At 34.9% G+C, this 14,082-nt stretch carries 15 protein-coding genes; all 15 read left to right on the forward strand.

Annotation, left to right across the window (positions count from 1 at the left end):
- The first annotated feature begins 23 nt into the window (after nt 1-23).
- The 15 genes from A5893_RS13855 to A5893_RS13930 all read left to right on the forward strand — a co-directional run bounded on the left by A5893_RS13855 (nt 24) and on the right by A5893_RS13930 (nt 14,082).
- Nucleotides 24-563, forward strand: a complete 540-nt coding sequence (locus A5893_RS13855) for a CopD family protein (protein WP_068823186.1) — start codon at nt 24-26, stop codon at nt 561-563.
- A 44-nt stretch (nt 564-607) separates the two neighbouring features.
- Entirely contained in the window at nt 608-1,864 is a 1,257-nt protein-coding gene (locus tag A5893_RS13860; protein ID WP_068823187.1) for a pyridoxal phosphate-dependent aminotransferase, read from the forward strand.
- 166 nt (nt 1,865-2,030) lie between these two features.
- Nucleotides 2,031-2,405, forward strand: coding sequence for an NADH-quinone oxidoreductase subunit A (locus A5893_RS13865; RefSeq protein WP_068823188.1), 375 nt, complete (start codon nt 2,031-2,033; stop codon nt 2,403-2,405).
- A 119-nt stretch (nt 2,406-2,524) separates the two neighbouring features.
- Nucleotides 2,525-3,067, forward strand: coding sequence for an NADH-quinone oxidoreductase subunit B (locus A5893_RS13870; RefSeq protein WP_068823189.1), 543 nt, complete (start codon nt 2,525-2,527; stop codon nt 3,065-3,067).
- On the forward strand, nt 3,067-3,570 hold the full coding sequence (locus A5893_RS13875; RefSeq protein WP_068823190.1) for an NADH-quinone oxidoreductase subunit C: 504 nt from the start codon (nt 3,067-3,069) through the stop codon (nt 3,568-3,570). Before A5893_RS13870 ends, A5893_RS13875 begins: the two co-directional genes overlap by 1 nt.
- 9 nt (nt 3,571-3,579) lie before the next feature.
- A complete protein-coding gene (locus A5893_RS13880) occupies nt 3,580-4,815 on the forward strand; it encodes an NADH-quinone oxidoreductase subunit D (RefSeq protein WP_068823191.1) in 1,236 nt (411 codons plus the stop codon).
- Entirely contained in the window at nt 4,808-5,323 is a 516-nt protein-coding gene (locus A5893_RS13885) for an NADH-quinone oxidoreductase subunit NuoE family protein (protein WP_068823192.1), read from the forward strand. Before A5893_RS13880 ends, A5893_RS13885 begins: the two co-directional genes overlap by 8 nt.
- Nucleotides 5,324-5,668: 345 nt before the next feature.
- Nucleotides 5,669-7,030 (forward strand): NADH-quinone oxidoreductase subunit NuoF, encoded by a 1,362-nt coding sequence (nuoF, locus tag A5893_RS13895; protein ID WP_068823194.1) that lies wholly within the window; start codon nt 5,669-5,671, stop codon nt 7,028-7,030.
- A gap of 145 nt (nt 7,031-7,175) precedes the next feature.
- On the forward strand, nt 7,176-8,180 hold the full coding sequence (locus tag A5893_RS13900) for a 2Fe-2S iron-sulfur cluster-binding protein (RefSeq protein WP_068823195.1): 1,005 nt from the start codon (nt 7,176-7,178) through the stop codon (nt 8,178-8,180).
- On the forward strand, nt 8,180-9,217 hold the full coding sequence (gene nuoH / locus A5893_RS13905) for an NADH-quinone oxidoreductase subunit NuoH (RefSeq protein WP_068823196.1): 1,038 nt from the start codon (nt 8,180-8,182) through the stop codon (nt 9,215-9,217). Before A5893_RS13900 ends, nuoH begins: the two co-directional genes overlap by 1 nt.
- Before the next feature lie 37 nt (nt 9,218-9,254).
- Nucleotides 9,255-9,779, forward strand: a complete 525-nt coding sequence (locus tag A5893_RS13910; RefSeq protein ID WP_068823197.1) for a NuoI/complex I 23 kDa subunit family protein — start codon at nt 9,255-9,257, stop codon at nt 9,777-9,779.
- Nucleotides 9,780-9,860: 81 nt separating this feature from the next.
- Nucleotides 9,861-10,364, forward strand: a complete 504-nt coding sequence (locus tag A5893_RS13915; protein ID WP_068823198.1) for an NADH-quinone oxidoreductase subunit J family protein — start codon at nt 9,861-9,863, stop codon at nt 10,362-10,364.
- Complete coding sequence (gene nuoK, locus A5893_RS13920) at nt 10,357-10,686, forward strand: NADH-quinone oxidoreductase subunit NuoK (RefSeq protein ID WP_068823199.1); 330 nt, start codon at nt 10,357-10,359, stop codon at nt 10,684-10,686. The genes A5893_RS13915 and nuoK overlap by 8 nt, the downstream gene beginning before the upstream one ends.
- Before the next feature lie 16 nt (nt 10,687-10,702).
- Nucleotides 10,703-12,604: an NADH-quinone oxidoreductase subunit L gene (gene nuoL, locus A5893_RS13925; protein WP_068823200.1), complete on the forward strand. Its 1,902-nt coding sequence runs from the start codon at nt 10,703-10,705 to the stop codon at nt 12,602-12,604.
- A 20-nt stretch (nt 12,605-12,624) separates the two neighbouring features.
- Complete coding sequence (locus A5893_RS13930; RefSeq protein WP_068823201.1) at nt 12,625-14,082, forward strand: complex I subunit 4 family protein; 1,458 nt, start codon at nt 12,625-12,627, stop codon at nt 14,080-14,082.

The following is a 14,082-nucleotide window of genomic DNA, read 5'->3' on the forward strand; positions in this document are numbered from 1 at the left end:
TTTGATTTTTTACTTCAAGAAAAATGTACCAATATATTCTCGCCATCCATATCATTTTTGTAGTCAGTTGGATGGCTGGGCTGTTTTATATTGTACGTTTATTTATCTATCATACCGAGGCAAACGAAAAGTCTGAACCAGAAAAAAGCATCCTTCAAAAGCAATTTCAGGTTATGGAATCCAAACTTTGGAACATCATTACTACACCCGCAATGCTACTTGCAGTTAGTGCTGGTTTAATCATGCTGTATCTAAATCCACTTTTATTAGAAATGGATTGGATGTCGGTAAAATTGAGTTTTGTCGCTGGATTATTAATTTATCACATCATTTGTGGCAATATCATTGGTCAGTTAAAAAGAGGTAAATTTTGGATGACAAGCACTCAACTCCGTTTATGGAACGAGTTAGCAACCATATTTTTAGTTGCAATTGTATTTACAGTAATTTTAAAAAGCGCTATCGATTGGATTTATGGTTTAGTAGGTTTAATTGTTTTTGCTTTAGTAATTATGAGTGCGGTAAAAATTTATAAAAAATCGAGACTTAAAAACCAAAACTAGTTTTCATCCTTATATCACTTAAAGATTTTTATTTTAGAATTATTATGAAAGTATCTTCAATAGCACAAACATTAGTTGGATCAGAAATTATAAAAATTGCGGGTGAGGTAAATGAAATGAAAGCAAAAGGAATAGCAATTGCCAATTTAACCATCGGCGATTTTGACCCTAAACTTTTCCCAATTCCACAAGAACTACAAGATTATATTATTGAAGCTTATGAAGATCACCAAACAAATTATCCTACCGGTGATGGTGTTTTAGCATTAAGACAAAGTGTTGCAAAATTTATAACTGATAGACAAGGCTTAAATTATGATGAAAAAACAGAAATCTTAATTTCTGGAGGCTCTCGTCCTTTAATTTATGCCACTTATTTAGCATTGATTGATGCAGGAGATAAAGTGGTTTATCCAGCTCCATCGTGGAATAATAATCATTATGTTCATCTTCTAGGTGCCCATGGAATTGCAGTAGCAACTTTACCAGATAATAATTTCATGCCTACAGCCGCAGATTTAAAACCATTTGTAAAAGGCGCAACATTATTGGCTTTGTGTTCTCCTCTTAATCCAACAGGAACCATGTTTTCTGCTGAAGGGTTAAAAGAAATATGCGAAATGGTATTAGCAGAAAATCAATCTCGCAGAACTGATGAAAAGCCATTATACATATTATATGATCAAATTTATTCCCAATTAACTTTTGGTGATCATAAACATATCGATCCAGTTACACTAGTTCCCGAAATAAGAGATTATACCATATTTATCGATGGGAGTTCAAAATGCTTTGCCGCAACGGGTGTTCGTGTGGGCTGGGGATTTGGCCCTGCAAATGTAATCAGCAAAATGAAAGCAATTGTTGGGCACATGGGCGCTTGGGCACCAAAGCCAGAACAAGTAGCAAGTGCGAAATTTTTACAAAACACAATAGCAGTAAATAACTTTTTAAAAGATTTTAAAAAAGAAGTTAAAAACAGTTTGGATACATTGTATCACTGTATTTCAGAATTAAAAAATGAAGGTTTTGCTGTTGATGCAATTGAACCTATGGGTGCAATTTACCTAACCATTAAATTAGATTATGTAGGCAAAACTACTCCTCAAGGCGAACTTTTAGACACACCTGCAAAACTTAATTTCTATATTATAAAAGAAGCAAACTTGGCTTTGGTTCCATTTTCTGCTTTTGGTACAGAGGATATGTGTTGGTACAGAGCTTCAGTAGGAGCCTGTTCTGCTGAGGAAATTAAGAGCAAAATTCCTAATTTGAAAAAAGTACTGAATAGCTTGAGATAAAATTTAAAGTTTTATACTAGATAGAATAAAATCAATAAATCAAAGGCTTTCATTTTATCCTTTAATATTTTAAAACGAGATCACATAGAAATTTGGCACAAAAACACTTCACTCAAATTTCTCTTATTGTACAGTATACACTATATTTGCAAACTTAAACAATAGCATGGAAACAGTTAGTACGCCCATTAATTATTTACCCATCATTTTACAGTTGATTGTAGCTCTAGGTTTTGTAACCTTTACAATGGTTTTAACCCACATGATTGGGCCAAAACGCAAAACAACAGACGTTAAATTAACAGCTTTTGAATCAGGTATTGAAGTAATTGGTAATGCTCGTCAGCCGTTTTCTATTAAATATTTCTTAGTTGCTATTCTATTTGTCCTTTTTGATGTCGAAGTAATTTTTATGTACCCTTGGGCAGTTAATTTTCGTGAATTCGGTTTAAACGGATTAATTGAAATGTTCATTTTCATGGGGACTTTACTTTTAGGCTTCATATATGTATTGAAGAAAAGAGCATTAGAATGGGATTAAAATAGAATCGTTTTAAATAAGAAGCATGTCCTCAAATCAATGTAAATCTTAATAAATTTGAGACTTTAATAAAACATCAAAACGCCTTTTAAGTTAATACTATAAAGGAGACAATATTTATGAGTGATATTAATTTAGTAGAGGCTCCGGCCGGTGTAGAGGGATCAGGTTTTTTTGCCACATCATTAGAAAAAGTGATAGGTATGGCGAGGGCAAATTCTTTATGGCCATTACCTTTTGCCACTTCATGTTGTGGTATTGAGTTTATGGCTACTATGGGTTCTCATTACGATTTTTCTCGTTTTGGTTCGGAACGTCCTTCATTTTCTCCCCGTCAGGCAGATTTATTAATGGTAATGGGAACCATCGCTAAAAAAATGGCGCCAGTTTTAAAACAAGTTTATATCCAGATGGCAGAACCACGTTGGGTAATTGCCGTTGGTGCTTGTGCAAGTAGCGGAGGTATTTTCGATACTTATTCAGTTTTACAAGGTATAGATGAAATTATTCCTGTAGATGTTTACGTACCTGGTTGTCCTCCACGTCCTGAAGCCATTATTAACGGTTTTAACAAAATACAAGATTTAGTAAGGAGCGAATCTTTAAGAAGAAGAGATTCTGAAGAATATACAGCATTATTAGCAAAATACGGAATCCAGTAATGGGAAAAATAGCTAATCAAGAAATAATAGATAGGTTAAACGCAAAATTTAGCCAACAAATCGAAACAATTTCTGAGCCATATGGCTTATTAACTTTTGAAACTTCCACTGCGTTAATTTCAGAGGTTTTGGCATTTTTAAAAACTGACCCAGAATTGAAGTTTAATTATTTAACAGATATTACTGCAGTTCATTATCCAGAAAAAAAGGAAGCTTTAGGAGTAATTTATCATTTACATAGTTTAACAAATAATGTAAGGGTAAGAATCAAAGTATTTATTACTACTGCTAATCCAAATATTCCTACTGCAACAACACTTTGGGAAGGAGCAAATTGGATGGAGCGTGAAACTTTTGATTTCTTTGGGATTAATTTTACAGGTCATCCAAATTTGGTAAGAATATTAAATGTAGACGATATGACTGTTTTCCCAATGAGAAGAGAATATCAATTGGAAGATCCAAACAGAATAGATAAAAAAGATTATTTCTTTGGACGTTAAAACATTTTAATGAGCAAATTTATAACAGAAACTACTCCAAATCGTCCGGTTTATTATGATAATGATCCGCAAGGAGATTTAACTACATTAAACTTAGGACCAACCCACCCTGCAACTCATGGAGTTTTCCAAAATGTTTTGCAAATGGATGGAGAGCGTATTGTGAGCGGGGTTTCTACCATCGGATATATTCATAGAGCTTTTGAAAAAATTGCAGAGCACCGTCCTTTTTACCAAATTACTACCCTTACAGATAGAATGAATTACTGTTCATCTCCAATCAATAACATGGGTTGGCACATGACAGTAGAAAAACTTTTAGGAATTGAAATGCCTAAACGTGTTGATTATTTGAGGGTGATTGTAATGGAGTTGAGCCGTATTACTGATCATTTAATCTGTAACGGAATCTTAGGCGTAGATACTGGTGCTTTTACAGGGTTCCTTTATTTGATGGAGGAACGTGAACATATTTATGAGATTTTCGAGGAAATTTGCGGAGCTAGGTTAACTACTAACATTGGTAGAATTGGTGGTTTTGAGCGTGATTTTAACGATATCGCTTTTGCAAAAATTGAAAAGTTTTTAGCAAAATTTCCTCCAGTTTTAAAAGAGTTTGAGACTTTATTTAATAGAAATAGAATATTTATAGAACGTACATCAGGTGTTGGTGCCGTTGATCCGGAAACTGCTTTAAATTACAGCTGGAGCGGACCAATTTTAAGGGCAACAGGTGTTGACTATGATGTAAGGGCAAATGAACCTTATTCATCTTATCAGGATTTCGATTTTGAAATCCCTGTAGGGACAACTGGCGATGTTTATGATCGTTTTATTTTACGTAACGAAGAAATGTGGCAAAGCTTAAGAATTATTGAGCAAGCCATGGAGAAATTAAAGAAAGAACCAAAAGGTATTTTCCATGCCGATGTTCCAGAGTTCTATTTGCCTCCAAAAGAGAAAGTTTATAATAATATGGAAGCTTTAATCTATCACTTTAAAATTGTGATGGGCGAGGTTGATACCCCAAAAACAGAAGTTTATCATGCTGTTGAAGGCGGAAATGGAGAGTTAGGTTTTTATTTAATTAACGATGGTGGCAGAACACCTTATCGTTTACATTTTAGGAGACCAAGTTTTATAAATTATCAGATGTATGCGCCAATGAGTGGCGGAATGTTATTATCTGATGCCATTATTAATATGTCTAGTTTGAACATTATAGCAGGAGAATTAGATGCTTAGCGTAACAGAAACAAGAGAAATAATATTTTCTGCCGATTTATTAAATAAAATGGGCGAGGTAGTTAGTCATTTTCCAGATGGAAAACAGAAATCTGCTTTGTTACCTATTTTGCATGATGTGCAGGCAGAATTTGGATGGGTAAGTCCAGAAGCGATGGATAAAGTTGCAGATTTTTTAGAGATTGAACCCATAGAAGTATATGAAGTAGCTACTTTTTATTCGATGTTTTTCCTGAGACCTCAAGGAAAGTTTGTATTAGAGGTTTGCCGAACCGGACCATGTTGTTTAGTAGGTGCAGAAAAAATCATAAGTTATATTGGTGAGAAATTGGGAGTTAAAGAAGGTCAGGTTACTGCAGATGGTTTATTTAGCTATCGCGGAGTAGAATGTTTAGCTGCCTGCGGTTATGCGCCAGTTTTACAGATTGGTCCAGAATATACTTTCTATGAAAATTTGACAACAGAATCTGTAGATCAATTGATTGAAGAATTAAAAAATAAGAATTGAGTATTTAGATATGAGAATTGAGACTTTGTAAATTTCTCAAAAATTGTATTAGCTAAAAAAGGAAATTTAATATTTATATACATGGAAAGAGCCTTTATGATATTTAGAGATATTTCTTTTATAATTTTTGTTCTTTTCATTATTATAACTCAAAATTCCATTGAATTAGATTCAATGATGATTGTTTTAATTCTAATTGGTGGTTTGGGTTACTGTTTTATGGGGCATTTTAATTATTATAAGAAAACTAAAAAATATTTTTAAGACATAAGGAAGTGAAATTTAGAAGGGCAGACTATATAGGTCTCAATTCTCAATTCTCACATCTCATATCTAAAACAAAGAATGGGTCGTAAATTATTATTAGAACACATCAACGTACCGGGAATAAACACCTTAAAGGTTTATCGTGAAAAAGGTGGCTATAAAGCGCTTGAAAAAGCGATTAAAACCATGTCGAGTGACGATTTGGTGGAGGAAGTGAAGAAATCTGGTTTACGTGGCCGTGGCGGAGCTGGTTTTCCTACGGGGATGAAGTGGAGCTTTTTGGCAAAACCAGAAGGTGTAGCTCGTTACTTAGTTTGTAATGCCGATGAATCTGAACCTGGCACTTTTAAAGATCGTTATTTAATGACCTATATTCCCCATGCTTTAATTGAGGGAATGATAGTTTCTAGTTTTGCCTTAGGCGCAAATACCAGCTACATTTATGTAAGAGGAGAAATGATGCCTCAAATTCGCATTTTAGAAAAAGCAATAGCCGAAGCTAAAGAAGCAGGTTTTTTAGGAAAAAATATATTAGGAAGTGGTTATGATTTAGAATTATATGTTCAGCCAGGTGGTGGAGCTTATATTTGTGGAGAAGAAACTGCTTTATTAGAATCACTTGAAGGTAAAAGAGGAAATCCAAGAATTAAACCTCCTTTTCCAGCTATAGCTGGTTTATACGGTTGCCCAACAGTTGTAAATAATGTAGAATCTATTGCAGCGATAGTCCCAATTATAAATATGGGCGGCGATGAATATGCGAAAATAGGGGTTGGACGATCTACTGGAACCAAATTAATTTCTGCTTCAGGAAATATTAATAAGCCTGGAGTTTATGAAATTGAACTAGGACTTTCTGTAGAAGATTTTATTTATTCTGATGATTATTGTGGTGGAATTGCAAACGGTAAAAGATTAAAAGCGGTTGTAGCCGGAGGCTCATCAGTGCCAATTTTGCCTGCAAATTTGATATTGAATTTAGCCAACGGCGAAAAACGTTTAATGTCTTATGAATCTTTATCTGAAGGCGGTTTTATTACCGGTACGATGTTAGGTTCAGGTGGATTTGTCGTTTTAGATGAAGATCAATCTGTAGTAAGAAATACATGGAATTTTGCTCGCTTCTATTCTCATGAATCTTGTGGGCAATGTTCTCCTTGCCGTGAAGGAACCGGATGGATGGAAAAAGTTTTGCACCGTTTGGTAAACGGAAAAGGCAAAATGAGCGATATGGATTTATTAGTCGATGTTGCAAAAAAGATTGAAGGAAATACAATTTGTCCATTAGGAGATGCAGCAGCATGGCCAGTGGCAAGTGCCATTCGCCATTTTAGAGATGAGTTTGAATGGTATGTAAATAATCCAGAATTATCACAAAAACAAAACTACGGTCTAGCACATTACGCTGATCCATTACCTGTTTTAGAAACAGTAGAATAACAGATTTGAAAGGTTGCGTTAGGGATTGAAGCGGCATCCTTTTTTGCATTAGCCATTTAGCAGGTTGCAAAAAAGATACAGCATAAAGCCCGCCCGAACGCCCAAATAAAAATTAATAACATCAAACAGTTTAAAAATTTTAAAATTGGCTGATAAATTTAAAGTAACGATAGACGGAATCCCAACTGAAGTAGAAGCGGGAACAAGTATTTTGAATGCTGCTCGTCAGATTGGAGGAGACATTGTGCCTCCAGCAATGTGCTATTATTCCAAATTGGAAGGTAGCGGAGGGAAGTGCCGTACTTGTTTAGTTAAGGTGAGCAAAGGTTCAGAAAAGGATCCTCGTCCAATGCCAAAATTAGTAGCAAGTTGCCGTACCAATGTAATGGACGGGATGGAAGTGCAAAATATTACATCGCCAGAAGTGGTAGAAGCAAGAAAAGGAGTAGTAGAAATGCTATTGATTAACCATCCTTTAGATTGCCCAATATGTGACCAAGCCGGTGAATGTCATTTACAGGATTTAGGTTACGAACATGGCGCAGAGGCTACACGTTATGAATTTGACCGTAGAACTTTTGAAAAAATAGATATTGGCGATAAAGTTCAACTACATATGACGCGTTGTATTTTATGTTACCGTTGTGTTTTTGTTGCAGATCAAATTACCCAAAAACGAGTTCATGGAATTTTAGGACGTGGTGATCACGCCGAAATTTCTACTTATATAGAAAAAGCAATTGATAACGATTTCTCTGGAAACGTAATTGATGTTTGTCCTGTTGGTGCTTTAACCGATAAAACTTTTAGGTTTAAAAATAGGGTTTGGTTTACAAAACCTGTGGAAGCACATAGAGATTGCCCAACTTGTAGTGGCAAAGTAACGCTTTGGTATAAAGGGGAAGAGGTTTTGAGGGTTACCGCTAGAAAAGATGAGTTTGGTGAAGTGGAAGAGTTTATCTGCAATACTTGTCGTTTTGATAAAAAAGCAACAAATGATTGGGTAATAGAAGGACCAAGAAAAGTTTCTCGTCATTCAGTTATTAACTCAAATCATTATAATGAATTGCAACCTGCACAAGTAGTTAAGAAAAACTTGGAACTACAGGAAGCCAATAAAGAACAATTTGAAAGGGCAACTAAATTTTAATGGAACTAGCATTTTTATTTGAGAAATTAATTTTAGTTACTATACTTTTTGTTTTAACATTGAGTATTGCTGCTTATTCTACTTGGGCAGAGCGAAAAGTGGCAGCTTGGTTGCAAGACCGTGTTGGGCCTAACAGAGCTGGTATTTTCGGTTTATTACAGCCCCTAGCCGATGGTGGTAAAATGTTCTTTAAAGAAGAGATTATTCCTAGCGGCTCTAACAAATGGCTTTTTATAGCCGGACCATCTTTGGCGTTATTGGTTTCGTTTTTAGGCTCTGCTGTTATTCCTTTTGGTCAAAACATTGAGCTTTTTGGTAGAGTTGTTCCTCTTCAAGTAACGGATATAAACGTTGGTATTCTTTACATTTTTGGAGTTGTCTCATTAGGAGTTTATGGCATCATGATTGGCGGTTGGGCATCTAATAACAAATATTCATTAATGGGCGCTATTCGTGGTGCGTCTCAAAATATAAGCTATGAGATTGCGATGGGACTTTGCATTATCGCGTTATTATTAGTTACTAATACCTTAAGTTTTAAAGAAATTGCAGAACAGCAACACAGCTGGCATTGGAATGTGATTTATCAGCCTTTGGGCTTCTTAATCTTTATTATTTGTGCTTTCGCCGAAACTAATCGGGTTCCTTTTGATTTGCCTGAGTGTGAAACGGAATTAATTGGTGGTTATAACACAGAATATTCTGCCTTTAAAATGGGCGCTTACATGTTTGCAGAATACATTAACATGTTCGTTTCATCAGCCGTTATGGCAGTACTTTATTTTGGGGGATATAATTATCCTTTTATGGATAATGTGAATGCTTTATTAGGCCCAACTTGGGGCCCTTTAATTGGCGTTGCTGTAATGTTTATTAAAATTATTGCCTTCATATTTTTCTTTATGTGGGTAAGATGGACAATCCCTCGTTTCCGTTATGATCAGTTAATGGATTTGGGTTGGAAGATATTAATACCATTGGCAATTGCCAATATTGTAATTACCGCAATCGTAATTACTGTAGTAGATAAATTATAATAGTTTCCTCTTTTTTAGAGAGGATTAAAGTGAGGCTATGGAATCATTAAGTGGAAGAAAAAAAGTATTAGAACAAAAACCAATGAATTTTTGGGAGCGCATTTATTTGCCTGCAATTTTCAGAGGGATGGGAATTACTTTTATGCACATGTTCAAAAAGAAAGAGACCATTCACTATCCAGAGCAAGAACGCGAATTTTCTGAAAACTGGAGAGGAATGCATTCTCTAAAACGTGATGAAGACGGAAGAGAACGTTGTACCGCTTGCGGGTTATGTGCTTTATCCTGTCCTGCAGAGGCAATCACCATGATTTCTGCTGAACGTGAAAAAGGAGAAGAGCATTTATACCGTGAAGAAAAATATGCAGCAGTTTATGAAATTAATATGTTGCGTTGTATTTTTTGTGGTTTATGTGAAGAAGCTTGCCCAAAAGAAGCAATTTATTTAGATGGGCCAATTGTGCCTGCAGATTTTTTACGGAAAGATTTTATTTACGGAAAAGACAAGTTGGTAGAGATGCCAATTAATGAATTAGAAGCTTTAAAAGGAGCAACTGTTTAGAATTGGTATTTATTAATATTCTTTGAGCAAAATTTTTACCTTTGCGCATCAATCAAAAAAGGTAATAACATAGCATACGATATGAGTTTATTTTACTTTGTTGCATTTCTTACCATACTGTTCTCACTTTTAGTGATTTTCACTAAAAATCCAGTATATAGCGTATTATATCTTATTGCTACCTTTTTCACTTTTACCATTCATTACATTTTATTAAACGCACAATTTTTGGCAGTGGTAAACTTCATAGTTTATATGGGTGCAATTATGGTGCTTTTTCTTTTTGTATTGATGTTAATGAATTTGAACAAAGAAACAGAGCCGGTAAAATCTAATTTGATAAAGATAATAGGTGTAATTGCAGGAGGAACTTTATTAGTGACTTTAATAGGCTCAATTCATGCATTGCAAACAACTGCTGCAAGCGCAACTCCAAATTCTGAAATTGGTTTGGTGGCAAATTTAGGTAAAGTACTCTTTAGTGAGTTTCTGTTGCCTTTCGAGCTTTCTTCCTTACTATTGCTTTCTGCGATGGTTGGAGCAGTTTTATTAGCTAAAAAAGATAAAAGAACTCAAAATGGATAATATCAGCGCAACCATTCAAGTAGTTCCACTTAATCATTATATATTATTGAGTGCAATTATTTTCACTATTGGAGTAATAGGAGTTTTGATTAGAAGAAACGCCATTATTATTTTCATGTCGATTGAATTAATGTTAAATGCAGTAAACTTATTATTAGCGGCTTTCTCAGCTTACAGCGGAGATGCTTCTGGTCAGGTTTTCGTATTTTTTATTATGGCATTGGCTGCTGCTGAAGTTGCCATTGGTTTGGCAATTATTGTGATGGTTTACAGGAATACGAGTTCCATCGATATAAATATTTTGAATAGGTTAAAGTGGTAATTTTTTATAAAGCTTGATGATAGATTTAGTTTGGTTAATCCCTTTATTCCCTTTTATCGGATTCTTGATTTGCGGTCTTGGAAGAAATGTATTGCCTAAAGTGGTAATTGGTTCTGTTGCAAGTATTGCAGTAATCGCCTCTTTCGTAATTAGTTTGGGTATATTTTTTGAGTTCGATAGCTCAACCCCAACAATAATTCACCTTTTTGATTGGATTAAAGTTGGTGGGATAGATATTCCTTTTTCTTTTCAAATAGATCAATTGAGCATTTTGATGCTATTGATTATAACGGGAATTGGTTCCTTGATACATATTTATTCTATTGGGTATATGAGCCATGATGCAGGTTTTGGGAAATTCTTTTCCTATTTGAACCTGTTTATTTTCTTCATGTTATTATTGGTTTTAGGATCTAATTACGTAATCATGTTTATTGGTTGGGAAGGCGTAGGTTTATGCTCTTACCTTTTAATAGGCTTTTGGTTTACAAATGGTGCTTACGCCGATGCTGCAAAGAAAGCTTTTATCATGAACAGGATTGGAGATTTGGGTTTCCTAATCGGCGTTTTTGTAATCATCGCAACTTTTGGAAGCACTTCATTTGCTGATATTTTTCCGAAAGCACAATCTATGATTTCAGGAGATGCTACTTTAACATTAATCACCATATTATTATTTATAGGAGCAACTGGTAAATCTGCACAATTGCCTTTATTCACTTGGTTACCAGATGCAATGGCTGGTCCAACTCCAGTTTCCGCATTGATACATGCTGCAACTATGGTAACGGCCGGTATCTATATGATTGCGAGGTCTAATATTTTATTTACGCTTTCTCCAGTAACCATGAGCATTATTGCTGTAATTGGTTTAGCTACTGCAATTATAGCAGCAATTATCGCGATTACGCAAACAGATATTAAAAAGGTATTGGCCTATTCAACGGTTTCCCAATTGGGTTATATGTTTTTGGGATTAGGCGTTGGCGCTTATACTGGTGCTTTTTTCCACGTCTTAACTCATGCATTCTTTAAAGCTTTATTATTTTTAGGAGCAGGTTCAGTAATCCATGCCATGAGTAATGAGCAGGATATGCGTAAAATGGGTGGTTTAAAAAAGAAACTTCCAATCACTTTTATTACCATGTTAATGGGAACTTTGGCCATCTCCGGACTTCCTCCATTTTCAGGTTTCTTCTCTAAAGATGAAATATTAGCCCATGTTTATGAGCATAATCAAATCCTTTGGATAATTGGTGTTTTAGGTGCGATGTTAACTGCATTCTATATGTTCAGGATGATGTTCCTAACTTTCTGGGGAAATTTCCGCGGAAGCGAAGAACAAAAAAGTCATTTACATGAATCCCCAATTTCAATGACTATTCCTTTAATTATTTTAGCTGTACTTTCCGTAGTTGGAGGATTTATTGGAATTCCTGAAGCTTTGGGCGGTTCTCATTGGTTAGCTGGATATTTAGCTCCAGTTTTTGAAGGTTCAGGAACAAGAATGTCAGAATTGGCTTTAAGTCATTCTACAGAATATATTTTAATGGCTGTTTCTGTTGGAGGTGTTATTGTTGCAATCATTTATGCTTATATCAAGTATATGAAAAACAGTCATGTGCCAGTTATTGATAGCGAGCCTCGCTCGGCTTTTGCCAAAATATCTTACAACAAGTTTTATTTTGATGAGTTTTATGCAGCTATTATTCAAAAACCTTTAGATGCACTTTCTGGGTTTTTCTACAAGATTATAGAGAAATCAGGAATTGATGGGGTGGTAAATGGTTTAGGAAAAGGCTCAATAGAGGCGAGTAAAGGATTAAGATTGCTACAAACAGGGAATGTTGGTTTTTACATTTTTGCGATGGTAATTGGTGTTGTGGTGATTTTGGTATATAGTTTTTTAAAATTTTAAGGTTCTGAATTAAGATATAGATGGATTATTTATTACTCTTATTGGTTTTTCCACTTATTGGTTCGTTAGCTTGTTTACTTAACAAAAAGGCAGCAAAAGAAACGGCATTTATCAGTTCCTTAATTACCCTTGCTTATGCAATTGTATTGCTAACAAAGTTTGTTCCTGATGATAGCCGTCAGTTTGTGGTAGACTATCCATGGATTGCTCAATTCGGAATTCATTTTAAAGCGGGAATAGATGGTATCAGCATGATCATGGTGCTTTTGACAACGGGTTTAATTCCTCTAATTATTCTTTCTTCTTTCAACAGAACGTTCAAAAATTCCTCTGCATTATATGCTTTAATACTATTTATGCAATTTGGTTTGCTAATCGTTTTTACAGCTTTAGATGGATTTTTATTTTATGTAGGTTGGGAAATTGCTTTGATTCCGATCTATTTTATATGTGCAATTTGGGGTGGTGTGGATCGTATCCGTGTAAACATGAAGTTTTTCATTTACACTTTTGCAGGTTCTCTTTTCATGCTTTTGGGTATCATTTATTTGCATTTACAAACCACAGGAAACAGTTATGATATTGATGCTTTTTATGCATTGGATTTAGATTCGGTAACACAGGGCTGGTTGTTTTGGTGCTTTTTTATTGCTTTTGCCATTAAAATGCCGATTTTTCCTTTTCATACCTGGCAACCGGATACTTATACAACCGCTCCTACAATGGGAACAATGTTGTTGGCCGGTATCATGTTAAAAATGGGGATTTATGGTGTGATTAGATGGTTAATTCCAATTGTGCCAATCGGATTTATGGAGTGGAAACAATTGGTGATTATTCTTTCAATTATCGGAATCGTTTATGCTTCCATTATCGCTTTTAAGCAAAAAGAAATCAAACGTTTAGTTGCTTATTCTTCCATTGCTCACGTTGGTTTAATTGCAGCAGGTATTTTTGCCTGGAATGCAGAAGGTGTACAAGGAGGAATGATTCAGATGTTAAATCATGGAATTAACGTGATAGGATTGTTTTTTGCAATGGATATCATAATAGATAGATTAAATACACAAGATTCCTCACAAATGGGTGGTATTGCCAAAGTAGCTCCAAAATTTGCAATTGCTTTATTGATTATCATTTTAGGAACTGTCGCTTTGCCTTTAACAAACGGATTTATTGGCGAGTTTCTGTTGTTGAACGCTGTTTACCAATATCAAATTTGGTTTGCTGCAGTTGCAGGACTTACTATAATTTTCGGAGCAGTTTATATGTTGAGGATGTATAAACACGTAATGCAAGGCGAGTTGAACGAGTTAACTTCTAAATTTAGAGATATTAAGGGAAGCGAGGTTTTGGTTATGGGTATCATTTGTGCTTTAATCATCATCATCGGGGTTTACCCTAAACCAATTTTAAATATTTCTGCGGCAGCGGTTGATACTTTAATTGTCCAAGTGAATAGTAAATTAGCATTTTAA

The sequence above is a fragment of the Pedobacter psychrophilus genome (genome assembly GCF_001652725.1).
Lineage (GTDB): Bacteria > Bacteroidota > Bacteroidia > Sphingobacteriales > Sphingobacteriaceae > Pseudopedobacter > Pseudopedobacter psychrophilus.